This is a genomic window from Saccharopolyspora spinosa NRRL 18395 (genome assembly GCF_000194155.1).
In the GTDB taxonomy this organism is placed as follows: Bacteria; Actinomycetota; Actinomycetes; order Mycobacteriales; family Pseudonocardiaceae; genus Saccharopolyspora; species Saccharopolyspora spinosa.
Window position 1 is genome coordinate 204,916 of record NZ_GL877882.1, and the last position, 24,609, is coordinate 229,524.

Here is a 24,609-nt window from a genome sequence, read left to right on the forward strand (position 1 = left end):
GATAGCCTTATCGAACATGATATTCATTCGCAATAGAGTCTGACGGCTCAACTGCTGAGATGGACCCGCCTGTTGCGGGAATCACTGGAATTCGGTTCGCCGCCTGCGCAACGACGCAGGGTGCGGCCGTGCGCGAGAACGGGGCATCATGGACGTTGGGGAGTTACTCGAAGCACTTGAACGCGATGGCGTCGTGTTCTGGGTCGAAGCAGGACAGCTTCGTTTCCGCGCGCCGCGCGGCACCCTCACTGAGCAACGGAAGTCCCTGCTGCGGCAGCACAAACAGGCCATCGTCGAACGGTTGTCGGCGCCGACCAGGGCGATCGAGCACGACTCTGGCGGACGGCACGAGCCGTTTCCGCTGTCAGACCTGCAAGCCGCCTATCTCCTCGGGCGTGGTGATTTCTACGAGTACGGCGGCGTGGCCTGCCATGCCTATGTGGAACTGACCTACCCGGACCTCGACCCGGACCGGGCGCAGCACGCATGGGACGCGCTGATCGCCCGGCACGACATGCTGCGCGCCGTGGTGCACGACGAGGGCTACCAGGTGGTGCTCGAAAAGGTGCCCGAACACCGCATTGCGGTGACGGACCTGCGGGGGCAGGATGACGCAGCGGTCGAGGCGGCGGTCATGGCCACGCGTGCGCAGCTGTCGCACCGAGTCGCCGAGACCGATCGATGGCCCCTGTTCACCGTCCGGATCACCCAGGGCGATCGCCGATCAGTACTCCACCTGTCCCTGGACCTGCTGATCGTGGACTACGCGAGCGTGCAGTTGCTGCTCGCCGAGTTCGACCAGCTCTACACCGATCCGGAGCTTGAACTCGCCCCGCTTTCACTGACGTTCCGCGACTACCTGCTGGCCCGGCGCGGCAGGGCTGACTCCGCCGAGTACCGGCGCGGGACCGCGACTACTGGATGCGGCGGGTGGAGGCGATCCCACCCGCGCCCGAGCTGCCCGTTCCGGAGTGGGCGTTGGCGGCTACGGACGGCGACGTGCGGTTCCGCAGGCTTGAGGACGAACTGTCCGAGGCGCAGTGGACGTCCTTGCGTCAACGCGCCGCAGGCGTCGGGCTGACCCCGTCGGCGCTGTTGCTGGCGGCCTATGCCGAGATCGTCGGCCGGTGGAGCCGGGGACGGCGGTTCACCCTCAATATCCCGACCTTCCAGCGGCTGGACCTGCACCCCGACGTGCCCAAGCTGGTCGGTGACTTCACCTCGGTGGAACTGCTGGCCGTGGACCTGACCGAGGAGGTCGGCCTCGCAGACAGGGCTGCGGCGTTGTCGGCGCAGCTGCTCGAAGACCTCGCCCACCCGTTGTTCAGCGGGAGCGAGGTTCTGGGCGAGCTGTCCCGGCGAGCGGGTGGCGAACCGGTGCTGATGCCGGTGGTGTTCACCAGCACGATGGACACCCCGGTCACGCCGGCCGTCCCGCGCGGTGAGGTCACTTACGCCATCAGTCAGACACCGCAGGTCTGGATCGACTGCCAGGTGATGCCGCGCGGGGAGCGGTTGGCGCTGTCCTGGGACACCCGCGAGGGCGTGCTGCCGCCCGGCCTGGTCGACGACGCCTTCGCCGCTTACGTCGACCTCGTCCGGCGCATCGCCGAGGACGAGCGGGTCCTGCACCGGGCGAACCCGGTGGAACTGCCCGCGCACCAGCGTGAACGGCGATGCGTCGTCAACGACACCGCTACCGCGCTGCCCGGCGGGCTGCTGCACGAGCCGGTGATGGCCCAGGCGGAATTGACTCCGGACGTGATCGCCGTGCGGACGCCTGTTGCAGCGGTGACCTATGGCGAGCTGGCGGGCCGGGCGCGGTCGGTGGCGGTCCGGCTGCGCGCCGCCGGAGTCGGTGCCGCCGAGCCGGTCGCGGTGGTGATGGACAAGGGCTGGGAGCAGGTCGCGGCCGTGCTCGGCACCCTGCTGGCGGGTGGTGCCTACCTGCCGGTCGACACCGCGCAGCCCGCTGCCCGCCGGGCGGCCATCCTCGCCGACGCCGGAGTGCGCCTGGTGCTCACCCAGCCGTGGCTGGTCGATGCCGCGGATCCCGGCGGCGGGGCCGAAGTCCTCGTCGTCGATGAGCGGACTTCCACCGAGGAAACGGTGTCCGGATCGGCCGCGGACGACCTGGCCTACGTCATCTACACGTCCGGTTCCACCGGCAGTCCCAAGGGTGTGATGATCAGCCACCGCGCGGCGCGCAATACGGTGGCCGACATCAACGACCGCTTCGACGTGGGCGAGGGCGACGCGGTCCTCGGCCTGGCCGGGCTCGGTTTCGACCTCTCGGTATACGACATCTTCGGGCCGCTGGCGGTGGGCGGAACGCTGGTGCTGCCCGACGCGCAGCGCAGGGGCGATCCCTCGCACTGGGCCGAACTGGTCGCTGAACAGGGCGTCACGCTGTGGAACTCGGTTCCAGGGCAGATGCAGATGTTGCACGATTACCTGCGTTCGGCCCCGCAGTCACTGCCCGGCCTGCGGCTGGCGATGCTGTCCGGCGACTGGATTCCGGTCACCCTGCCCGACGCGATCCGCGAACTGCTGCCCGAACTGCGGTTGGTCAGCCTCGGCGGGGCGACCGAGGGCGCGATCTGGTCTATCCACCACCCCATCGCAGGAGTGGACCCCGCTCGGCCGAGCATTCCTTACGGCAAACCCTTGGCGAACCAGACCTTCCACGTGCTCGACGAATCCCTGCGGGACTGTCCAGAGTGGTCCGTGGGTGAGCTCTACATCGGCGGAACCGGGGTCGCTATGGGCTACTTCGGTGATGAGGACCGGACCGCGCAACGTTTCGTGACCCACCCCGCGACCGGGCGGCGTCTCTACCGCACCGGCGATCTCGGCCGCTACCTGCCGGACGGCGACATCGAGTTCCTGGGTCGGGAAGACACCCAGGTCAAGATTCGCGGTTACCGCATCGAACTCGCAGAGATCGAGTCCGCCCTGCTCCAGCATCCCGGCGTGGCCTCGGCCGCGGTGGTCGTGGACGGCCAGCGCCTGGCCGCGGTCGTCGAACCCGCCCCGTCGGTCGAGGACGACCCGTCGGAGGCGGCGGACGTGGTGGCCGCCGCGATGGAAACGGCACGGCAGTCAGAGTCCGCAGTGGACCGGGATGCACTGGCGGCATTCCTGGCGGCGATGGACGACGTGGCCCTGGTGGCGATGGCGCGAACGCTGTCCGAAGGGGGCCTGTTCGATGAAGGTGCAAGCCACGACAGCACGGAGATCCGGCAGCGGGTGCGCGTGAGCGCGGTCAACGAACACGTTCTCGACCGTTGGCTGCGGTCGCTGGTCACGCACGGCCGGCTGACCCAGACCGCCGACGGCCGGTTCACCGGACTGGTAATTCCGGAAGCAGGGGAGTGCGAGCAGGCCTGGCAGCGGGTGGAGTCCGCGCAGGAACGCGCCGGGTGGAGCAGCGACCTGGTCGAAGCGGTTCGCACCTGCGTCGACTCCCTCGACAGTCTCCTCAGCGGCGACCTGGACATCCGTGCGCTGCTGTACCCGGGCGCGCCCTCCGACGTCATGGAAGCCGCATACCGGGACAACCTGGCGATGCAGCACCTCAACCAGGCCGTCATTTCCGGGGTGCGTGCCATCGCCGAACAGCACTTCTCCGATGAAGCGTTGCGGGTGCTGGAGATCGGGGGCGGTGTGGCGGGAACGGCAGCCGACCTGGTGCCCGCTTTGGCCGAGCACTCCGTCGAGTACACCTTCACCGACCCCTCGCAGTTCTTCCTCGCTGAAGCGCGCGAGCGGTTCGCCGAGTTCCCGTGGGTGCGCTACGGGCGGTTCGACGTCGGCAAGGACATCCGCACGCAGGGGTACTCGCCGAACACCTTCGACGTGGTCGTGTGTGCGAACGTCCTGCACAACACCCAAGACGCGACCGCGGCGCTGGCGCGGGTCCGCGAGCTGCTGGTACCTGGTGGCTGGCTGGTGCTGCTGGAGAACACTCGCGACGACAACTGCGCGTTGCAGGTGTCGATGGAGTTCATGGAGGTGCGCAACGGGCCGTACCACGACGTTCGCGCCGAGCGCGGGCAGTCGTTCCTCACCGCCGAGCAGTGGTCGAGCCTGCTCGCCGAGGCCGGGGCCGAGCCCACCGTGCTTCCCGGTCGGGAAAGCCCGCTGCACCAGGCAGGTCAGCACCTGTTCCTGACCCGGCTCAAGACCGATCGCCACCGGCTGAGCCCCGGGGAGTTGGCCCGGCACGCGGCTCGCATGCTGCCCGAATACATGGTTCCCGGGCACTGGCAGCTGGTCGATGCGCTGCCGTTGACGGGCAATGGCAAGGTGGACCGGGCGACGATGCTGTCGTGGCTGCCCTCGGTGGGCAACAGCGGGTCGCAGGCGGCCGAGTCCGGGGAGCCGGTCGACGCGACCGAGCGCCAGATCGCCGCGTTGTGGGCCGAACTGCTCGACCGCGAGTACGTCGGCAGACACGACGACTTCTTCGCCCTGGGCGGGGATTCACTGCTGGTGGCCAGGCTCGTCGGGTTGCTCCGCGAGCGCGTGCCGGACGTGATGAGCCTGGAATGGGAAGTCGTGCTGCGGCACATGCTGCGCAAGCCGACGGTGGCGGCGCTCGCCGCGTATCTGCGCGGAGTCACCCGCGCCGGCGGGATCGGCGAGGACGCGCCGATGAGTGTGAAGTCCTCACCGCTGGTACGCCTACACGGGTCGGGAGCCGACCCGGTCACCGTCCTAGTGCACGCGGGCACTGGAACCGCGATGCCCTACCGGTCGCTGATCACCGAGATCCGCCGCCGGTCGGCGGGCAACGCAACGGTGGCGGCGCTTGAAATCCCGGACCTGCAGGCTTTCCTTGATGCCGACCCAGATGGACTGATCGAGGTGATGGCCGCCGACTACGTGCGTGCCCTGCTCGACTCCGGCGCGCGCAGGCTGCACGTCGTCGGGTACTGCCTGGGCGGTCTGCTGGCCACTGAGATAGCACGCGGCCTGACAGAGGCAGGCGCCGAAATCGAGTCGCTGACCGTGATCAGCAGCCACAGCCCGCGGTTCCGCCTCGACGACGAACTCCTCTCGGAGTACTCGTTCGCGGTCATGATGGGCATCGACCCGCGCGCGTTGGGTTTCCCGGCGGACGAGAACCGAGTGGCCGCCGCGGCGGCCGAGGTGCTGGCGGCCACGCCAGGAGTGATGCGCGAGGGCGGATTCGCCGAGTTGACCGGGGAATTCGCCGACATCGGAGAGAACTTCCGCAAACTCGCGGACATACCGCGGCTGCAACGCATCACGCGCATGTGCGAGGCGGTGCCCGCGTCGGCGGGCATGTATGAGCCCGAGCACATGATGAGGCTGTTCCAGACCTTCCGCCAGAGCGTTTTCGCGATCACCCGCTACGCCCCCGAGCCCTACGCCGGTGACATCACGTTCCTGCGCCACAGCGGCGCCTACCCGTTCCCCGGCAGCAAAGCAGCGGTCACCGAGCACTGGGAGGAGCTGACCCTGGGCGACTTGGAGATCGTCGACATCGCGGGCGATCACTTCAGCTGCCTGTCCGTGCAGCACTCGCCGGGAATGCTCAAGCTGCTGACCGATCTCACGAACGGGGCGGTCATCGCATGAACCTCCCGAGGGTAGGAGTGCTGGGCGCGTCGGGTGCGGTCGGCAGTGCCGCTGTCGCGGCACTGGATGAGCTCGGCGGAGTGCGCTTGCGCCTCGGTGCTCGGCGCGTCGAGGCGTTGTCCGGCGCAGACGTGCGGCGGGTCGACGCCGAGGACCGGGAAAGCCTCGCGGCGTTCTGCGCGGGTTGCGACGTGGTCCTCAACTGCGCGGGGCCGACCTATCGCCTCAAGGATGCGGTCGCGGTCGCGGCCCTGTCCGCGGGCGCCCACTACATCGACGTCGCCGGGGACGACCCGGTGCTGGAAGGACTGCGCGCCAAGGGACTTCTCGATGGTGACGGGGTCGCGGTGGTATCCGCCGGGACACTTCCCGGGCTGTCGAGCATCCTCCCGCGCTGGCTGGCCGCCGGCTTCGACCGGCCCCGGACCCTGACGGCCCATGTCGGCGGACTGGAGCGGTGCTCGCCGGTGGTGGCGGTGGACATGATGCTGTCGCTGGAGACCGGTGGTGCGGACGGGGCGGCGTTCGGCGAGCCGCTGGCGGCTTGGCGCGACGGACGGGTCCGCTCCCGGGCGCTGACCGCCCGGGAGCACGCCGAGGCGCCGCACTTCCCGGGAACGGTTGCGCTGCAACCGATCCTGAGTAGCGAAAGCATCCGGCTCGCCGAGTCGCTTCGGCTGAGCGAACTGGACTGGCTCAACGTCTGGCCGGGAAGGCAGACCTGGACCTTGCTGAGCTCCCTGCCGTCGCTGACCGCCGGTGCGACGCCGCCGGATCGGATCGCGGAACGGATGGTCCGCGCGGCCGATCTCGATTTGGCCGGACGTCGGGAGTACTACCTGATGGTCTTCGCGATGACCGGGCTCGTCGACGATGGTGAGACCGAGCGGACCGTGGTGCTGCGTGCCACCAGCAGCTATCGGCTCACCGCCACCGTGGGCGCGCTGACCGTGTTCGCGGTGCTGGCGGGCGCGGTCCCCCCGGGCGGGCACTTCGCGTGCGACGTACTCGATCCAGCGGAGGTCGTCGCGGGTCTCGGTGAGGTCTGTTCGATCGCCGACGAGTCCGACATCGAGGAGGGAGTGCTGTGACGCTGCGGGTCGTGGTTTGCGGCACCAACTTCGGCCGCCTCTACGTGAAGGCGCTGCGCGCACTGGAGTCCGAATTCACCCTGGCGGGCATCCTGAGCCGGGGCGGCGCCGCCTCCCGGGTGTTGGCCGAGCGCGAAGGCGTGCCGCATTACGACGCGGTGGAGGCGCTTCCCGACGACATCGATCTGGCGTGCGTCGTCGTGGGTTCGGCCATCTCCGGGGGTGCGGGCACCGAACTGGCCAAGGAGTTGATCGCTCGCGGGCTGCACGTCATGCAGGAACACCCGGTGCACCTGGACGAGCTCAGCGCCTGCCTGAAGCTGGCGCGCAAACGCGGAGTGCAGTACCGGGTCAACTCCCACTACCCACACGTCGGACCGGTCAAGACGTTCGTCGACGCGGCCACACGGCTGCGCGCACGCCAACGGCCCCTGTTCGTCGACGCGCTCACCCCAATCCACGTGCTCTACCCGCTCATCGACGTGCTTGGGCGTGCACTGGGCGGGATCCGGCCGTGGCGGGAGCCACCGGACGAACTGGCGGTGCTGGCAGGCGGACAACATCCGCTGCAATCGCTGTCGATGGTGATCTGCGGAGTACCGGTTTCCCTGCGGGTCCAGAACCAGCTCGACCCCGCCGACCGCGACAACCATGCCCTGCTGTGGCACCGGATCACCCTGGCCGCCGAAGGCGGCGTGCTCACGTTGGCCGACACGCACGGCCCGGTGTTGTGGAGCCCGCGCATGCATGCCCGCCGCGACGCTGACCACCGGCTGGTCTTCGACGGCCCGTCGACCCGGCTGCCCAGCACATCGATCGTGCCGGGAAGCGAGCCGGGCTCGTTCCACGACGTGTTCGACAAGGCATGGCCGGCGGCGATCGGACGGGCGTTGCGGGAGATGCGGGCGGCGATCACCGAGGGTGCGGATCCGCTCAAGGCCGGGCAGTACGACATCACGGTCAACCGGGTCTGGGCAGACGTCGCGCGTCGGCTCGGCCCGCCGGAGGTCATCCGGCCGAACGAACCGGAGGTGCTGGCGGTCGCCGAGCTGACCCATGTAGAGCCGGAACCGGCCGAGGTGGAGTCCTACTCGCCGACGGCTGAGTTCTTCGACCTGGCCGCCGCGAACCACGTTCGCGAGCACAGCGCCCCCGCCGTGCTCGCCGCACTGTCCGATATGGACACTGATGTCGGTCCGATCGTGGAGGTCGGTGCGGGCACCGGACTGCTCACCATCGCGATGGCCCGCGCACACCCGCGCGCCGAGATCCTGGCCAGCGAACCGGCAGCGGGCATGCGCGCGGTGCTCACCAGCCGCGTTTTCGCCGACCAGGACATGCGGTCACGGGTCACGGTGACCGCCGAGCGGGCGCAGGAACTCACGCTTCCGGACCGGATTTCCGCCGCAGTGGTGTGCGGGGTCGTCGGGCATCTCCCGGCCGCCGACCGGGTCCAGCTGTGGCACGACCTGGCCGCCCGACTGGCACCCGGAGGTGTCGTCGTCGTGGAACTGATGAGCATGGCCCGTCCAACGTCCGTGCCCGAAACCCGACTGGCCACCGAGACCATCGGCGACCAGCGCTACGAGTGGTGGTTCAGGGCTGAGCCGGAGACCGGCGACGTCGTGCGGATGCACACCACCTGGCGGGTGCACGACGGCCCGAACCTGGTCCGCGAGGTCGGCGATTCCTACGACTGGCGTGCTTTCGGCCTGGACGTCGTCGCAGCCGAGGCCCGCAGCGCCGGGCTCACGATGAAGCCGATGTCCGCCACCGGGTCGACACCGATCGGCCTTCTCACTCCCCAGACCGGAGAGACTCACCGATGACCGAGCAGAACACCACCGAGACGCCGCGGCAGTTCCCGATCCGCCGTGAATGCCCCTTCAGTCAGCCCGCCGCCTACGCCGCGTTGCGCACCGACGAACCCGTCGCCAGGGTCACCCTGCCCACGGGCAAGCAAGCGTGGATCCTCACCCGCTACGACGATGTGCGCTCCGTGCTCGCCGACCCGTCGATCAGCGCCGATGCCCGGCACGAGAACCTGCCCGCACTGGGGCTCGGTGAGCGGGAGGCCGCCGCGAAGTCACGGCCTTTCATCCGCACCGACCCGCCCGAGCACACCCGATACCGCCGCATGTTGCAGGCGGAGTTCACCGTCAAGCGGGTGAAGTCGATGCGACCGGGCATCCAGTCCACCGTGGACCGCCTGATCGACGAGATGGAGGCGGCCGGCCCGACGGCCGACTACGTCCCGGCCTTCGCCAACGCGGTGTCGACGTCCACGGTGCTGGAGCTGGCCGGGGTGCCCACAGCGGACCTGGAATTCTTCCGCGACGTCACCAGGATCTCCGGGGGTCGCAACAGCAGCGAACAGGAGGTCACCGCCGCCCTGGGAAACATGTTCCGCATGCTGGGCGAGCTCGTCGACCGCCGCACCACCGACCCCGGCGAGGACCTGCTGTCCAAGCTGGTGGTCAACCACCTGCTGACCGGCGAGGCCGACCGCCAGGAAGTGCTGTCCACGATCGGCATCACCATCATCGCCGGACGCGAGACCACGACGAACATGATCGCCCTGGGCACGCTGTTGCTGCTGGAACGCCCGGAGCTGCTGGCGGCCCTGCGCGCAGATCCGTCCCGGGTGCCCGACACCGTCGAGGAACTGCTGCGGGTGCTGTCGATCGCGGACTCGATCCCACTTCGGGTGGCCACCCGCGACATGGACGTGTCCGGTACCCGAATCCCGGCCGGGGACGGGATCATCGCTTTGCTTGGCGCCGCCAACACCGACCCCGAAGTGTTCGGCGCACCCGACGAGATCGACCTGTCCAGGGCCGGTCGGCACCACATGGCCTTCGGCTACGGCATCCACCAGTGCATCGGGCAGAACCTGGCGCGGCTAGAACTGGAGATCGCGCTGGGCACGATCATTCGCCGGCTGCCGGACCTGCGGTTGGCGGTGCCGCTCGCGGAGCTGGACTTCAAGCACGACGCCGCCACATTCGGCCTCGAATCGATGCCGGTGGACTGGTGATGACGATGAGCTCACGACTGGGACCGTGGCTGCGCCGGTACGCCCCGCGCCCCGCGGCGGCGGTACGGCTGGTCTGCATGCCGCATGCCGGGGGAGGAGCGGGAGCCTACCGCGCTTGGGCGGCGCTACTGCCACCATCGGTAGAGCTCGTCGCGGTGCAGTATCCGGGTCGCGAAGACCGGTTCACCGAGCCACTGGCCGAAAGCATGGACGAACTGGTCGAGGGCATCGCGGGCGCCGTGCGACGCATCGCGGACCGTCCGTACCTGGTGTTCGGACACAGCATGGGCGCGACCGTCGCGTACGAAACAGTGCAACGCCTGCGCCGGCTGAACGTAGTCGAGCCGGACTGGCTGCTGGTGTCCGGACGCCCCGCGCCACACCAGGCCGAACCCGGTGACGTGCACTTGCGCGACGACGACGGCCTGTGCGCCGAGCTGGTCCGGCTCGGCGGAACCGACACCGACGTGCTGTCCGACCCGGATCTGCGCGCCGTTGTCCTGGGCTACGTGCGCGGCGACTACCGCGTGATCGAGACTTACCGCCCGCGCCCGGAGCCGAAACTGACCTGCCCGATCGGAGTGTTCGTCGGCGACACCGATCCCGAGCTCGACGTCGCCGGCGCGCAAGGTTGGCGGTCGATGACCGCCGGGCGAACCGATGTCGAAAGCTTCGAAGGAAACCACTTCTACCTCGGCCCGCGTCGGCGGGAGGTGATCGCGGCGATCTTGCGACGACTGGATCCGGCGGTGGCCAGAACGGGGCCTGAATGGACGGACATGCCGTGAAATCTGGAAGGGGAGCGATGCGCGGCGACTACACACCGACCGCGGAGTTCTACGAACTGGTGGCCGATCGGCAGGTTCGCAGCAGCGGACCGCCCTTGCGCGCCGCGCTGTCCGATGTGGACGTCGATGCCGGCGTGGTGCTGGAGATCGGAGCAGGGACCGGGCGCGTCACGGAGGTCATCGCCGACGCCCTCCCGGGGGCACGGATCGTCGCGGCCGAACCGTCGCCACCGATGCGGGCGATCCTCACCAGCCGCGTCGCCGCCAATGACGATCTTCGCGGGCGGGTGACGATCACCGCGCAATCCGCGCCGGATCTCGACCTGCCGCCACGACTGGCCGCAGTGGTGATCTTCGGTGTCGTCGGCCACCTGGACGCTTCGGAACGGACGCGGTTGTGGCGGAGGGTCTCCGAAAGACTGGTGCCGGGCGGGATCGTCGTGGTGGAGCTGATGGGAGTGCGCACTTCCCGGCAGATCCCGCAGACGCTGTCGCTCACGGCCCGGCTCGGACGGCAGCGTTACGAGTGGTGGGTGGCCGGGCGACCCGCCGGTCCGGACCTGATGCGGTTCACCAACACCTGGAAGGTGCACCGGGACGACGTCCTCGTGCGTGAGGTCTCCGACAGCTACGAATGGTACACAGTGGACACTGAATTGATCGCAGCGGAGTCCGGTCTGCCGACCCGGCCGGTGCCGTCCGTCGTCAGCGAGGTCGCACCACCGGAACTGGCGGTGCTGGTGAAATGACCACGACCGCAACGCGAAACCCGGGCTGGACGCTTGCGCTGGTCTGCGTCGCAGGCGCTCTGATGACGTTGGACATCACCATCCTCAACATCGGCTTGGAGGAGATCGCCACAGGCCTGGGTGCGACGCTGCCCGACCTGCAATGGGTGGTGAGTGTCTACCCGCTGGTGTTCGCCGCGCTGCTGCTGCCGGCGGGCTCGTTGTCGGACCGCATCGGTCGCAAGCGGATGTTCATCGTGGGTGTCGGCGTGTTCACCGCGTCCTCGGTGGCATGTGGACTGGCGACCGGACCGGTGGCGTTAACCGTGGCCCGCGCTGTGCAGGGCATCGGCGGAGCCATGACCTACGCCCCCGCGATTCCGCTGCTGGCGCAGGCCTACCCGCCGCAGCGGCGTGCCTCGGCGATGGGTGTGTTCAGCGGTGTCAGCGCCGGCGCGGCGGCGCTGGGGCCGCTGGCCGGTGGTGCGCTGGTCGACACCTTCGGCTGGCGGTCGATGTTCTTCGTAAACCTCGTGCCCGGTGTGCTGTTGCTGGTCGGTACCGCGTACCTGATCGCCGAATCGGGTGCGGGCCGGCGCGGTGGGCGGTTCGACCTGCCCGGCACGGCACTGGCGACCGGGACTCTGTTCGCGATCAACTACACCGTGGTCACCGGAGCCGAAGGCGGCTGGAGTCGACTCGACGTGGTCGTTTCGATGGCCCTTGCGTGCGTGGGGTTGTTGGCCTTCCTGGCGGTGGAGTGCCGCAGCGCTGACCCGATGCTTGATCTCGGGCTGTTCCGCATCAGCTCCTTCTCCGGAGCGGCGGTGCTCAGCCTGCTGACCCGCATGCTGAACTTGGGAACGCTGACCTACCTCGCGCTGTGGTTGCAGGGAATGCTGGGTTACTCGCCGTTGCAGGCAGGTCTGCGGTTGCTGCCGCTCTCGGTGCTGGCGGTGGTGACCTCGCTGGTGGCCGGCAGGCTGGTCAACCGTCTCGGGCTCCTGCCGGTCCTGGCCACCGGATTCGCCGGTTTCGCGGTCGGCTTCGCGCTGCTGACCAGGATCGGCCCGGACTCGCCGTGGACGGTCGCGCTGGCGGGCTTCTTCGTCCTGGGTGCCGCCGCCGGACTGCTGTTCCCGCCGCTGATCACCATCTCGGTCGGAGTGGTGCCACCGGAGCGGTCCGGGATGGCCAGCGGGCTGGTGAACTCGTTCTTCCCGCTGGGCACCGCGTTGGGTGTCTCCGCGTTCGGCGCGGTGCTGTCAGCCCGGGTCGAGGCGGGCATGACCGGGGCGCCGGAGGCCGCGCGGGCCGCTGTGGCGGCAGGTAGGTTCGGCGGGCTCGAACCCCCGGTCGTCGACCTGGCGAAGACCGCGTTCGCGGACGGGATCGCCGCCATCAGCCTGGTCTCACTCGGACTGGCCCTGCTTGGCGTGCTGATCGCCGTGGCGACCATCCGGACTCGTCAGCTACGCGGTTAGGGCGGCACGAACTCGCAGCGCAGGTGCTTGTGAGCGCAGGCAATCCCCGTTCCGCGTAAAGCAGATCGGGCCGGGTGAAGCAGGCAACCGGATCGTGCGTCCGCAGCCGCGGGCCCCCCTGAAGGCGGTGAGATCGGCGAGGCCGATCGCATCAGCCCTCCGTGGTCGTGATGCTCGGTGCGTGCTCCACCAGTGCGCGGGTGGCCGGATGTCGCGGATCGGTGAGCACCTCCGAGACCGGTCCGCACTCGACGACCCGGCCCCCGCCGAGCACCGTCACGTGCGAGGCGCAGCGCACCACTTCGGAAAGGTCGTGGGTGATTAGCACGACGGAGAGCCGCAGCGTGGCGCGCAACTCGTCGAGCAGGTCCAGCACCGCATCGGCGGTACCTGCGTCCAGCGCGGAAGTCACCTCGTCGCACACCAGCACCGTGGGGTCGCAGGCCAGCGCGCGGGCCAGGTTGACCCGCTGCCGCTCGCCGCCGGAGAGGGAGCCGGGATAGCGGTCGAGGAAGGTCACCGGCAGCCGGACCCGACCGAGCAACCGCTCGGCTTCGCGCTCGGCCTGCTCGACGGAACGTGCTCGCATCGGTCGGGTCAGCGCGGACCGTACGGTTTCGTGCGGGTTCAGCGCTCCCGCGCTGTCCTGCGCGACCAACTGGACCGCGCGTCGCTGGTCGGCGCGGCGTCGTGCGGCGGCCGGAGCGAGCGCAACGCCATCGAGGGACATCGTGCCCGCATGACGCCGGTGCAGTCCGACCACGCAACGCGCCAGTGTCGACTTCCCGGAGCCGGACGGTCCGACGACGGCAACGCACTGGCCGGCCGCCACGCGGAGGTCGATGCCGTGCAGCACCGCCTGCTTGCCGTGCCCGGCCCTCAGCCCGGAGATGACCAACCCGCCTTCATGGTCTGAAGTGGACGGTAGCGGTGTGGTGGCAGGCCGCGGAGCGAGGACTTCGTGCGGGGATCCAGCGTCGTGCACCTTGCCTCGTTCCAGCACGAGCACGTGGTGTGCGAGCGCGCGAACCGTGGCCCGGTCATGACTGACCAGGACCGCCGCGCAGCCGGTCAACGCCTCGCCGATCAAACCACGCACGTCCTCGGCCACGGCGGGATCGAGCCCGGCGGTCGGTTCGTCGAGCACCAGCAGCGCAGGCGAACCAGCCAGCGCCCGGGTGAAGGCGACCCGCCGAGCCTGCCCCCCGGAAAGCTGGTGCGGAAACCGCCGCAGGAAACCGGCATCGGTGGGAAGCCGCATCCGCGCCAGCAAGCGCCGGATCTCGGCGGCGACCTCGTCCCCCTGGAGCCCGGACCGAATCCGCACGGTTTCGGCCAGCTGGCGTCCGATCCGGCGAGCCGGGTTGAGCGCGGAGGCCGGGTCCTGCCCGAGGAAGGAGACGATCCGACGGCGCAGCCGCATGGTGTGCGTGGGATCGAATGGATCACATTCCTGAGTGCGCACGGAGCCGGACCGGACTTCGAGCCCCGGGCGTACGTGACCGAGCAAGGTCAACGCCGTCGTGGTCTTTCCGGACCCGGACGCTCCCATCAGCGCCACGACCTCGCCCGGCCGCACTGCGAAACCGATTCCGTCGACCACCGCGACGCCGTCACGGCTGCGGGTGACGACCAGATTTTCTATCCTGGCCACCGTCATCGTCGACCTCCGATCCGGTGTGCGGCTTCGTCGGCGAGCAGGTTGACCGATACCGCGAACATCACCAGCAGCAGTGCGGGCACCAGCACCGGCCACGGGTTGAGCGCCATTCCGGGGAAGTTCTCGTTGACCATGCGCCCCCAGTTCGCGGCCGGGGCGCCCCGCCCGAGACCGAGAAATCCCGCCGTCGCGGTGAGGTGGATGGCGGCGGTGAACCGGATTCCCAGCTCGGCGACCAGGGTTCCGGAGACGGCGGGGAGAACGTCGTGGCGCAGGACCGACCACCACCGGTCACCACGAGCACGGGCGATCTCGACAAAACCGAGTGCACTCACCTGACGTGCGGCGGCGCGGACGACCCGGACCGAGAACGGCACGCACACCAGCGCGACCGCGACGAGTACGGCCAGGTCGCTGCCGGGGAACCCAGTTGCGATGATCAGCATGAGCAGCAGGGGAGGGGCTACCCCGACGACGTCGATGATCCGGACGGTGAGCTCGCTCGCGCGCCGTTCGGCGAGTCCGGTCGCCAATCCGACCACCACACTGATCGCACTGGCCAGCAGCGTGGAGCCCATCGCGAGGACGAGGACCGGCAGCCCGCCGTGCAACACCCGCACCAGCACGTCCCGGCCGATCTCGTCGCTGCCCAGTGGGAGCGGGCCGGTCGCCGGTTCGAATGGCAGCGACCGCTGCTCGGTGGGGGACCCGCTGGTCAGCAGCGGCCCGAACAGCGCGAGCACGGCGACGCCGATGGCCAGCACCGCGCAGATCGCGATCGATGCGCGGGAACGGCGGTGGTCCATCACAACCCCCGCCGGCGGGGATCGAGCAGGGCAGCGACCACGTCGCCGACGAGCAGGGCGAGCAGTGCGGTCGCGCATAACGCGAGGGAAAGTCCCTGCACCATCGGCACATCCCGGTTGGCGACCGCCTGCTGGAGCTCGTAGCCCACGCCGGGGTAGTTGAAGATCGCCTCCACCACCACGGCCCCGCCGGTCAGGCCGCCGAACATCACCGCAACGGCCTGCACGGCCGGCCCCAGCGCGTTGGGCAGCACGTGCCGAACCGCCAGCCGGCCCCCGGAGACGCCCGCCAGCCGCGCCGACTCCACGTACGGCGCGTCGACGACATCGACCACGGCCGAGCGCACGAGCCGGGTCGCTGTGGCCACGCCAACCAGCGTCAGGCTCAGCGCCGGCAGAACCAGCACCTGAGGGCTGTCCCAGGGGCGTCCGCCCACCGGGGCCAGCGACACTTCCGGTAGCAGGCCGAGCCAGGTCGACAGGGCCGCGGTCAGCGCCACCACGGTCAGGAATTCGGGAAGTCCGGCGAGGACGAGCGCGCCGCCCGAGATCACGCGGTCGCTGCGCCGCTGCGCGCGCATACCGGCCAGCAGCCCGCCCGCGATCGCCAACGGGACCGCCAGCAGGAACGCGAGCGCGGTCAGCACCAGGCTGTTGGGCAGCCGCTCGCCGAGCACGGCCACGACCGGACGCCCGCCGACCAGACCCGTGCCGAGGTCGCCGGTGGCGGCCTGGGACAGCCAGGAGGTGAACCGGTCCAGGGCGTTGCGGTCCAAGCCGAGTTGTGCGCGCAACTGGTCGCGGTCGCCCTGGCTGGCCTGCGCTCCGGCCAGGGTGTCGGTGGCATCTCCGGGCAACAGATCGGTGGCTGCGAACACCAGTGCCGACAGCGCGACCAGTGACAGTACCGCCGCGACCACACGGCGGACTAGGAACAGCGCGAGCTTCATGCCAGGAACGCGCCGGAGAAGTCCGCCCAAGGCTCGTTGGTGACGCCCTGCACGTTCGCGGCATGTCCGTTGATGGTGGGGGCGAACACCGGGAGCACCGAGTTCCCCTCCTCCCATATCAGCCGCTGCGCCTGCATGGCGGCCTCGCGCCGCTGCGCGGGGCCGGTCGCACTGCGGGCCCTGAGCACCAGCGCGTCGATGTCGGGGCGGTTGAATCCGAACGTCGAGGGTGCGCCCGCGGTGCGGGTGTTGGCGTATCCCGACAGCGGCGGGGAAGGCGGCGAATAGGTCGCAGCGAACGGGAGCTGGTAATAGGACTTGATGTCGGCGAAGAGCTGGCCCGGCGGACGTTGGTCGAGGGTGGCCTGGACGCCGATCTCCTTGAGGTTCTCGATGTACAAAGTGGACACTTCAACCAGGCCCGCGACGTCGGATCCGGTGGTCAGCGTGATCGGCATCCCGTCGGCCCCGGCCTCGCGCAGTAGTGCGTGCGCTCGTTGCACGTCGTGCGGACGCTGCGCGATTTCCGCTGCGTAGTCGGCGAATCCCAGCGACGGCAGGTCGTTGCCGACGAAGCCTCGGCCGAACAGCACGGACCTGACCATTCCCTCGCGATCCGCAGCGAGCTTGAATGCCTGGCGAACGCGCACGTCGTCGAACGGCTTGTGCGCGAGGTTCATCATGAACCCGAACGACGTCGCGTGCGGAAGTTGCCCGCTGCTTGCCCCGAACCGCTTGTTGGCCTCCAGAGTGCGGGCCTTGACCGGGCCGATGTCACCGACGAAGTCGAGCTGCCCGCCGGTCAGCGCGTTCACCCTGGCGTTGGAGTCGGGGATCGAACGCAACTCCAGAGAATCCAGGTACGGGCCGCTACCCAGGGCCAGACCGTAGAAACTCTCGTGGCGGACGAGTGTGCTTCCCTGACCGGGGACGAACTCGGTGATCCTGAACGGGCCGCAGGTCGGCATGGCCGGCGTGAAGGCCGTCGTGGCGTCCTTGACCACCAGTGTGCTCTGGCACAGCACCAGCCGACCGTCCGCGATCGGTTGCTTGGCCGGCAGCACTAACGTCAGATCGTCGACGATGCGGGCGGCGCCCAGGTCGAAGTTCTGCGCGGGTGGTTTGAGGTAGGGAAGCGAGCCGAGGAGGACCGGGGCGTTGAGCGAGTACAGCAGGTCTCGCGCGGTCAGAGCGGATCCGTCGGTGAAGGTCACGCCCTTGCGCAGCCGGAGAGTGTAGGTCCGAAGATCCGAGCTGACGTCGATGCCTTCCAGCACGCCGTAACGCACCCCGTCAGGCGCGGCCGGATCCAGTGTGCCGAGCTTTCCGTGCATTGCTCGTGCCCGCACCGAATCCAGTGCCGTCGGTCCGGTGAGGAAGTTGAGGGTTTCCGACGCGCCGCCGCCGGTGAACGCGGCGCGCAACGTCCCGCCGCGTCGAGCTGTGGCGGGTGTCGAGCCGCACGCGGTGAGCGCCGCAAGCCCCGCCGCGTACAGCGAGGAGCGGAGGAACGCGCGGCGGTGGATGTGCCGGGTCACAGGGTGATCTCCATGATGATCGACGGGCAGGGTCAGCTCGTGACTGCCACCGCGCCGGACGGGCAAAGACGCGCGGCTTCGAGCACGGCATCGCGGTGCGCAGCCGGAACTTCCGCGTCCTTCCCGCCAGCGTGCAGCAGTACGGTGCCGTCGCTGTCGTCCTGGTCGAAGATGTCGGCTGCGGCGAACACGCACTGGCCGACGCCAATGCATTTCCCCACGTCGATCGACACACGCACGGCACGCTCCGGTCTGACGGTGACGGTCATTCTGGGCGACCGTCGGTGGCGGGACACAGCCTAATCGAAGATGAAATCCATTTCCACTAAGTGTCGTTCGGAGCATGGATCAGCCACGCCGACGTCGCCGTCTTCGCCCCGGAAACCAGGGCGAAGAGGCGTTGGCCAAGGGCGGTGTCCAGTTGCATGAAGTCACATGTGATCAAGCCTTGGGCCTGGGCGTTGAGGAACCGCTTCCACGTGGGGCCATTTCGTCGCGGCACATGATCGGCGTTCCGGAGGCCAGTCCATAATGGACGGGGTTGACGTACAAGGTCCCGAAGAAGTTCGTCTTCCTGGATCCCGGCACGATTCCGCTCAATCCCAGCGTGCCACTGTTGTCCCTGACGGCGGTAGCGGGTGGTGCCCTCGTCTGCCGGGTTGAACAGGGGCACGTCCCCGTCGTGGCTACCAGCCGCCGTCGCAGTCGCGGACTTTCTTACTGGGAGATCACGCCCAGATCCGATCCATTCCTCGCACCATCTGCGGCTACGCCGCCTGTGCCACGCTCGGCTCGGTCTTGGACGAGCGGACCTGATACCCCGCCCAGTGAAGCAGTGCTGCCAAGAAGACGCCGACTAGCCAAGCGAATGGCGCAAACGGCTGAAAGTACGGGATGAGGGCTAGGCAGGCGGAGACTGCTGCAGCCGGAATGAACGATGCGAGGGCGCGCGGGTTGAACCCTCGCCAGTAGAAGTACCGACCGCGCACATCCGATCGGTAAAGATCGTCGATGCTGATGTGCTTCCGGCGCACAAGGTAGTAATCGACGAGGAGCACGGCAAGCAGGGGCCCGAGGAAGGCGCCAAGCGCCCCAATGAAGTAGTTTACGACCGCAGGGCTGGAGTAGAGGTTCCACGGCGTCACGACGAGTGAGAGCACCGCGGTGATGATCCCACCTCGCTTGAAGTTGATGAATCGCGGAAAAATACCTGCCAGGTCATAGCATGGCGAGACGAAGTTCGCCGCGACATTGATTCCGATCGTTGCGAGCGTGAACATGAAGGCGCAGATCACGAGTAGTGGAACATTGTCGAGCCGGGCAGCAAGTAGCACGGGATCGACGATCGCGTCGCCGTACACAACGAACGCACCGAGCGTAACGACGACGGACACCAGGGCGAAGAGCGCCGCGTTAACCGGCATCCCGAAGATATTGCCGATGACGATAGCCCGCCGGTTCGGCGAAAATCGTGCGAAGTCGAAAAATCCTAGCGTGACCGCCGTATTTGATCCGCAGGTCAGGAACATCGCGCCGAGAAATGCCGCTACCGTCTGCCCTGTGGACAGTGGGTGGAAGCTCATGGTCAGATCAATCTTGCCGCGAGCTGCGACGATCATGGCAACGGCCAACACCAGCATGATGACGAGAACGAGTAGTCCTGCCCAGACCTGGAATTTGCGGACTGTCTCCATGCCGTGCTGCAGGACAAGAAGCTGCAATGCCCAAACGATCAGGAAGCAACCCCACCCAAAGCCGGAAAGTCCGAGGAACTGCCACTGTGCGAACGACGCCAGGCTCGGGGCGATCCGCAGAATTAGGACGCTGAGCGCTACAGAGGCCAGGTAGGTCTGGATGCCGAACCAGAAGATTGCGACGACTGCGCGTGTCAGCGCGGGAATGTTCGCTCCGTAGACTCCGAAGCTTGCACGTGCGAACACCGACATCGGGACGCCGGTTCGTTGTCCGGCAAAACCGACGAGGTTCAGCGGGATTAAGGACAGCGCATACCCGGCCGCATAGGCAATCAGGACTTGCCATCCGCTCAAGCCGAGAAAGAACAGCCCACCTGCAAAGGTGTAGCTTCCGATACTGTGAGCGTTCGCAGTCCACATGGCAAAGATGCTGAACGCGCCCCACTTGCGCTCCGTCGCGGGCGCAAGATCGTCATTTACGAGAGCGCTACTAGCCCGATCTTCCTGCGTGATGTTGGATTGACTGGTGTCCGTCATTCAAGACTCCTCGAGCCGCGATTTGCGGGGGCGTGAGGCGGGCCTCGCGCGGAAATGCGGGAATGACAGAGGAACTTTGGGTCCTGTGCAGCGGCGAAGCGCACGAACTCACAACTGAGGTAGGCGCCGCAGTCTCGGTTGTTCGCGCCCGGGCTCCTCTGCTAGGTGAGGATTACCGCATGTGAGACCGGCCTCTGTCAACTGCGACAGACCTGGGCCAGTGGTAGACCCCGATCCACGAGTATGGGGGCGGTCTAGCGATGGCGCGGCTACTCCGCGCGAGCTGCCTCGGGGCGTAACGAAACATGCAGGCCGCCGAGACGCCGTGGCCCGCAGCATCAGTGTGGCTGCGGCGACCAGCCGGCGTCCTGCTCGACGCCTCTTCCGTTCCAGCGGATCAGCCTCTCGAGCAGCGCCCCGTCGTACCTCTCGATGAAGGCTTCAACTTCTGCGATGAGCCGGGACAGGTGGGATCGCATGAGTTCGGCTGCGAGGGCCCCGTCGTGCGCGGCGAGGGCTTCAACGATCGCTTGATGTTCGGCGACGCTGTCGCGGTCGCGATGCCGGACCTCAAGAATGACGTCGAGCGCGGCTTCCACTCGGTCCAAGGAGGGATCGAGGACGATGGCCAGCATCGCCTGCACGAGGGGGTTCTCGCTGTGGGCCGTGACCCGGCGGTGGAAGCCGAGGGCGAGGTCGCGCGGGAAGGAATCGCCGGCGCCGACCGCTGCGTCGTGATCCGTGACCAGGCCACCGAGTGATGCGATGTCGTGTGGCGTGACGAGATGTGCGCTCTCGAAGACGGCCTCGGGCTCGATGGCGCGGCGAGCCTTCAGCAGGTTGAGGACGTCTTCGGCTGTCTCGACCTGGGTCGCGTGCCGTAGGTCGGTCGCCGTGCGATCGGCTCGCAGCAGCACTCCGATCCGGTGCCGCCCCAGCGTGGTCAAAGTCCGGCCTTTCAGGCCCACTTGTTGGGTCAAGCCGTCACTGTCGAGCTCGCGGAGTCGACGAGCGATCGTCGACTCTGAGAGCTCGATGCCGTGCAGTCGAAGGCTCTCGCGGATCTGGCGAGCTCCGATCGGGCCCGTGGCGTCGTAGAGGGCGGTGAGAAGGGGGACCTCCTCGCGGTCGCCGCGGGAGGTTCCGATCGGTCCGCCCACTCCATCACTGTGCATCAGTGCGTAGCCCTCCTGCCAGCCATGCGCCAAGTATGACGGCCCCGGCAAGGCCGTCAGCCGTGGGCCTGGTGGATGGCTGCGACTACCTGTCAAAGTCGACCAAGGTCCGTCACCCTTGACAGGTATACGGGCCGCGAGGCAGCATCGTCGCCACTACGACAGCGGAGGCCAATGATGACCGCGACGAATTCTGACCTCGCGTCAGCCGATCCATCAGGCCGTTTGTACAACCCGGACCTCGCTCCGGTCCCGAAGAAGGAGCGCACCTGGGGCTGGTACAGCATTTTCGCCGTATGGATGTCGGTGGCGCACAACGCAGCCAGCTACACCTTCGCGGCAGGGCTGTTCCTTCTCGGGCTGAACGGGTGGCAGATCCTGATCAGCGTTCTGGCCGGAACATTGGTCCTCTACGTGGGCTGTGCGATGTCAGGTGTCATCGGACAGCGCACCGGCCTGCCGTTCCCGGTTCTCTCCCGCGTCAGCTGGGGCCTCTTCGGTGCGAATATCCCGGCGCTCATTCGTGGGATCATCGCCATCTTCTGGTACGGCATCCAGACGTACCTTGCCTCCGTTGCGATCAGCGTGCTGCTTGTGCGGATCAATCCCGGCCTCGAGAGCTGGACGGAGCACTCATTCCTCGGACTCCACGCTTTGGGCTGGATGTCCTTCTTGGCGTTGTGGCTGATCCAGTGGCTGGTCATTGGCTTCGGCATGGACATGGTACGAAGGTTCCAGGAATGGGCCGGGCCGGTTGTCTGGGTCGTCATGCTCGTGCTTGCCGTTTGGCTCGTCGTTCAGGCGAAGGGGCACATCGACTTCTCGCTGAGCGTCAAACAGCTCTCGGGTGGTCAGCAGGCTCACCTCATGCTCACCTCGGCCGCCCTTGTCGTGAGCCAGCTCGCGACCCTTGCCCTGAACTTCTGCGATTTCGGTCGCTTCGTCCGCAGCTCCCGCGCCGTGCGCGTCGGAACCATGTTAGGTGCGCCGCTGAACTGGACTGCCTTCTCGGTGACGTCGGTCGTCATCTCAGTCGGAAGCGTCACGGTCTTCGGCCAGGCCCTTCTGGACCCGGCCGAACTGCTCGGCAAGGTGCCGAACACCGGGCTCCTCATCGTGGGCGTATTCCTGTTCGCGTTCGCCACGATCGGAGTGAACATCGTATCGAATTTCGTATCGCCGGCATACGACCTCGCCAACGTCTGGCCCAAGAAGATCACTTTCCGACGGGGCGGCGCCATCAGCTCGGTGGCTGCGATTCTCGTCATGCCGTGGAAGCTCTTTTCCTCGCCTATCGTCATCAACTACTTCCTCGGGGCGCTCGGTGCGTTCCTCGGACCGCTCTTCGCGATCATGATGCTCGACTACTACGTCGTGCAGCGCAGGCGCGTCCTCGTCGAGGGCCTCTTCCGAGTTGACGGATCAGCGTACGCGTACAAGCGTGGCGTGAACCCGAAGGCGATCGCCGCCTTCGTCCCGTCAGCCGCGTTGAGCGCCGTGCTCGCCCTTGTTCCCGTCTTCGAAAACGTCGCGCCGTTCGCGTGGCTGATCGGCGGAGCCGTCGCGGCTGGGCTCTATCACGCGATGAACCGCACTGCTACGCGGAGGCCAGTCGTCGAGCTGGGAGTCGTCGAGGCTGGATCCGAGAGCACCGGTGCAGGACGTCTTCTCAGCCCCTCAGCGGACTCGTCGAGCGATGGGGCCATCAACCCTACAGCGCCATGACGCATGTCTTCCCCAGCGACACAATCTCGGAACGCTGTGTGAGCGAGCAGCAGAAAGGCGGTCATGAGTTGATCGCGATCGTAACCGGAGAATCTGGCTTCATCGGCCGAGTCCTCCGGCGAGAGCTTGAAGCCGCCGGCTGGACTGTACATGGCCTGTCAGCAGGGTCGTCGGACCTGAATGCCGTCGATATCGATATCTGTTCCAGCGACGTCGAAGAATTATTTCGTGACCTGGCCCCGGACATCGTGTTCCATCTCGCGGGCATCTCGGGTCCGATGCTCGCCGCCGATCAGCCGACCGAAATCGTCCGCGTCAACTGCGAGGGGACGGCTAACGTCCTGGAGAGTGCCGCGCGCGCCAAGACCCCGCGCGTCGTCTACGCCGCCTCTGTCAGCGCCTATGCCGTCGGGACGACGACCCGTCCGGAGCCCGACTCCCTCTACGCGACCACCAAGAAGTATGGCGAGATCCTGATCGACCTTTACCGTCGGCGCCTCGGAAACGGCTATACGTCGGTCCGCGTCGGCTCGGTCTACGGTCCCGGACGGCAGACATCGAACCCGATTCACACCATGATCGATGACGGCTTGCGCGGACGCCCCGTCCGCTTCAACGTCAACGAGTACGAACCCGTCATCTGGATCGACGACTGCGCCCGCCTCCTGGCCGGCCTGTCAGCAGTCCCTCACTACGAATCAGCCTATGACGCGGTCGCCGAGATGGTGGGCCACACCGAGATCGCGTACCGGATCAGCTCGCTCTTGGGCGTTCCCACTGAGCCGTACGAGGGGAAGCGGGTCGACTATCCAGCCGGGTTTGACTCCAGCGCTCTCGTCAAGGCCACCACGGTAATCCCCGAGGTGACGCTTCAGGACGGTATCGAGCGGGCCATCCGGTGGCGGAAGGCTGAGCTCGACACGTACACCCCCATCGCCAACGGTACTGACCACGGCCGCGACGGCTCGAAACTGAACGCAGGTGCCAACCATGACTGAACGTGTGCTCGACGGCAGGACGGCGCTGGTGGTGGGGGCTGCGGGCGGGATCGGCCGCTCCATCGCGTTGACCTACGCACGGGTCGGGGCGAGCCTCATGCTGGGCGATCGTCACTCGCCGCGGCTGGCGGAAACCGTCGAACTGTGCGAACGCGCAGGAGCGAAGACACACTCGACGACGGTTGACGTGACGGACCCGGCTTCCACGCAAGCCCTCATCGACGACACGGTCAAGTCGCTCGGCTCCCTGCACATCCTGGTCAACAGCGCCGGCGTCATCACTGAGGTTCCCGTCAGCGACATGACGGTCGAGCAGTGGGACGAGACGCTCGACGTAGACCTCAAAGGCGTCTTCTTGTGTTGCCGTTGGGCGGTACCTCACATGCTCGAGCAGCGCTGGGGCCGGATCATCAACATCGCGAGCCAGGTCGGGCAGAAGGGTGGCATCGGGTTCGCCCATTACACGGCTGCCAAAGCAGGGGTCATCGGCTTCACAAAGGCGCTAGCACGAGAGGTCGCCGGCAACGGCGTCTTAGTGAACGCGATTGCACCCGGCCCCATCGAGACGGACTTCGTCGCGGGCCTGGCCGCCGACACACTCGCCGCGAAGCAGCGTGAACTGCCACTCGGACGTGCCGGACTGCCGGACGAGGTTGCGCCCACCGCGTTGCTGCTCGCGAGCGAACCCGGCGGAAACCTCTACGTAGGCCAAACGCTCGGTCCGAACAGCGGCGACGTGATGCCGTAACACCGATGTGCGCACGCCGCTGTGGTGCGACGACGCCGCCTCG

The 24,609-nt window shown here is 67.7% G+C and carries 18 protein-coding genes; 11 read left to right on the forward strand and 7 right to left on the reverse strand.

The features are described from left to right. Nucleotides 1-148: 148 nt before the first annotated feature. The 8 genes from SSPN_RS58870 to SSPN_RS0136535 are packed head-to-tail and all read left to right on the forward strand — an operon-like array spanning nucleotide 149 to nucleotide 12,735. Nucleotides 149-1,081: a condensation domain-containing protein gene (locus tag SSPN_RS58870; RefSeq protein WP_202798995.1), complete on the forward strand. Its 933-nt coding sequence runs from the start codon at nucleotides 149-151 to the stop codon at nucleotides 1,079-1,081. Beyond that, nucleotides 979-5,607: a non-ribosomal peptide synthetase gene (locus SSPN_RS61060; RefSeq protein WP_420188684.1), complete on the forward strand. Its 4,629-nt coding sequence runs from the start codon at nucleotides 979-981 to the stop codon at nucleotides 5,605-5,607. Before SSPN_RS58870 ends, SSPN_RS61060 begins: the two co-directional genes overlap by 103 nt. Continuing rightward, nucleotides 5,604-6,698: a saccharopine dehydrogenase NADP-binding domain-containing protein gene (locus tag SSPN_RS47595; protein WP_044576768.1), complete on the forward strand. Its 1,095-nt coding sequence runs from the start codon at nucleotides 5,604-5,606 to the stop codon at nucleotides 6,696-6,698. The genes SSPN_RS61060 and SSPN_RS47595 overlap by 4 nt, the downstream gene beginning before the upstream one ends. Then, nucleotides 6,695-8,527 (forward strand): Gfo/Idh/MocA family oxidoreductase, encoded by a 1,833-nt coding sequence (locus tag SSPN_RS0136515; RefSeq protein ID WP_010314816.1) that lies wholly within the window; start codon nucleotides 6,695-6,697, stop codon nucleotides 8,525-8,527. Before SSPN_RS47595 ends, SSPN_RS0136515 begins: the two co-directional genes overlap by 4 nt. Next, nucleotides 8,524-9,735, forward strand: coding sequence for a cytochrome P450 (locus SSPN_RS0136520; protein ID WP_010314818.1), 1,212 nt, complete (start codon nucleotides 8,524-8,526; stop codon nucleotides 9,733-9,735). The genes SSPN_RS0136515 and SSPN_RS0136520 overlap by 4 nt, the downstream gene beginning before the upstream one ends. Nucleotides 9,736-9,740: 5 nt before the next feature. Continuing rightward, the gene (locus tag SSPN_RS0136525) at nucleotides 9,741-10,523 is read left to right on the forward strand and encodes a thioesterase II family protein (RefSeq protein ID WP_101377291.1); all 783 of its coding nucleotides are present in this window, start codon (nucleotides 9,741-9,743) and stop codon (nucleotides 10,521-10,523) included. Then, nucleotides 10,520-11,272, forward strand: a complete 753-nt coding sequence (locus tag SSPN_RS0136530) for a class I SAM-dependent methyltransferase (RefSeq protein WP_203218541.1) — start codon at nucleotides 10,520-10,522, stop codon at nucleotides 11,270-11,272. Before SSPN_RS0136525 ends, SSPN_RS0136530 begins: the two co-directional genes overlap by 4 nt. Then, nucleotides 11,269-12,735 (forward strand): MFS transporter, encoded by a 1,467-nt coding sequence (locus tag SSPN_RS0136535; protein ID WP_010314824.1) that lies wholly within the window; start codon nucleotides 11,269-11,271, stop codon nucleotides 12,733-12,735. The genes SSPN_RS0136530 and SSPN_RS0136535 overlap by 4 nt, the downstream gene beginning before the upstream one ends. A gap of 151 nt (nucleotides 12,736-12,886) precedes the next feature. Here SSPN_RS0136535 and SSPN_RS47600 read toward each other — a convergent pair whose 3' ends face one another. From SSPN_RS47600 to SSPN_RS0136575, 7 genes are all read right to left on the reverse strand, one after another. Next, nucleotides 12,887-14,395 carry an ABC transporter ATP-binding protein gene (locus tag SSPN_RS47600; protein ID WP_010314826.1) on the reverse strand — a complete coding sequence of 503 codons (1,509 nt, stop codon included), beginning with the start codon at nucleotides 14,393-14,395 and terminating at the stop codon, nucleotides 12,887-12,889. Then, nucleotides 14,392-15,201 carry an ABC transporter permease gene (locus SSPN_RS0136545; protein ID WP_010314828.1) on the reverse strand — a complete coding sequence of 270 codons (810 nt, stop codon included), beginning with the start codon at nucleotides 15,199-15,201 and terminating at the stop codon, nucleotides 14,392-14,394. Before SSPN_RS0136545 ends, SSPN_RS47600 begins: the two co-directional genes overlap by 4 nt. Further along, complete coding sequence (locus SSPN_RS0136550) at nucleotides 15,201-16,151, reverse strand: ABC transporter permease (RefSeq protein ID WP_010314829.1); 951 nt, start codon at nucleotides 16,149-16,151, stop codon at nucleotides 15,201-15,203. The genes SSPN_RS0136545 and SSPN_RS0136550 overlap by 1 nt, the downstream gene beginning before the upstream one ends. Continuing rightward, nucleotides 16,148-17,689, reverse strand: coding sequence for an ABC transporter substrate-binding protein (locus SSPN_RS0136555; RefSeq protein WP_010314830.1), 1,542 nt, complete (start codon nucleotides 17,687-17,689; stop codon nucleotides 16,148-16,150). Before SSPN_RS0136555 ends, SSPN_RS0136550 begins: the two co-directional genes overlap by 4 nt. Nucleotides 17,690-17,721: 32 nt before the next feature. After that, complete coding sequence (locus SSPN_RS0136560; RefSeq protein WP_010314831.1) at nucleotides 17,722-17,958, reverse strand: ferredoxin; 237 nt, start codon at nucleotides 17,956-17,958, stop codon at nucleotides 17,722-17,724. A gap of 498 nt (nucleotides 17,959-18,456) precedes the next feature. Further along, nucleotides 18,457-19,920 (reverse strand): NCS1 family nucleobase:cation symporter-1, encoded by a 1,464-nt coding sequence (locus tag SSPN_RS0136570; RefSeq protein ID WP_010314834.1) that lies wholly within the window; start codon nucleotides 19,918-19,920, stop codon nucleotides 18,457-18,459. Between the two features lie 338 nt (nucleotides 19,921-20,258). Further along, a complete protein-coding gene (locus SSPN_RS0136575) occupies nucleotides 20,259-21,095 on the reverse strand; it encodes an FCD domain-containing protein (protein ID WP_083822312.1) in 837 nt (278 codons plus the stop codon). A 174-nt stretch (nucleotides 21,096-21,269) separates the two neighbouring features. Here SSPN_RS0136575 and SSPN_RS47610 point away from each other — a divergent pair, with 174 nt between their 5' ends. Genes SSPN_RS47610 through SSPN_RS0136590 form a run of 3 tightly spaced genes read left to right on the forward strand, consistent with a single transcriptional unit; the run spans nucleotide 21,270 to nucleotide 24,566 of the window. Continuing rightward, on the forward strand, nucleotides 21,270-22,820 hold the full coding sequence (locus SSPN_RS47610; protein WP_237710935.1) for an NCS1 family nucleobase:cation symporter-1: 1,551 nt from the start codon (nucleotides 21,270-21,272) through the stop codon (nucleotides 22,818-22,820). Between the two features lie 38 nt (nucleotides 22,821-22,858). Further along, nucleotides 22,859-23,818, forward strand: coding sequence for an NAD-dependent epimerase/dehydratase family protein (locus SSPN_RS49665; RefSeq protein ID WP_010314837.1), 960 nt, complete (start codon nucleotides 22,859-22,861; stop codon nucleotides 23,816-23,818). A 4-nt stretch (nucleotides 23,819-23,822) separates the two neighbouring features. Continuing rightward, nucleotides 23,823-24,566, forward strand: a complete 744-nt coding sequence (locus SSPN_RS0136590) for an SDR family NAD(P)-dependent oxidoreductase (RefSeq protein WP_010314838.1) — start codon at nucleotides 23,823-23,825, stop codon at nucleotides 24,564-24,566. Nucleotides 24,567-24,609 lie beyond the last annotated feature (43 nt).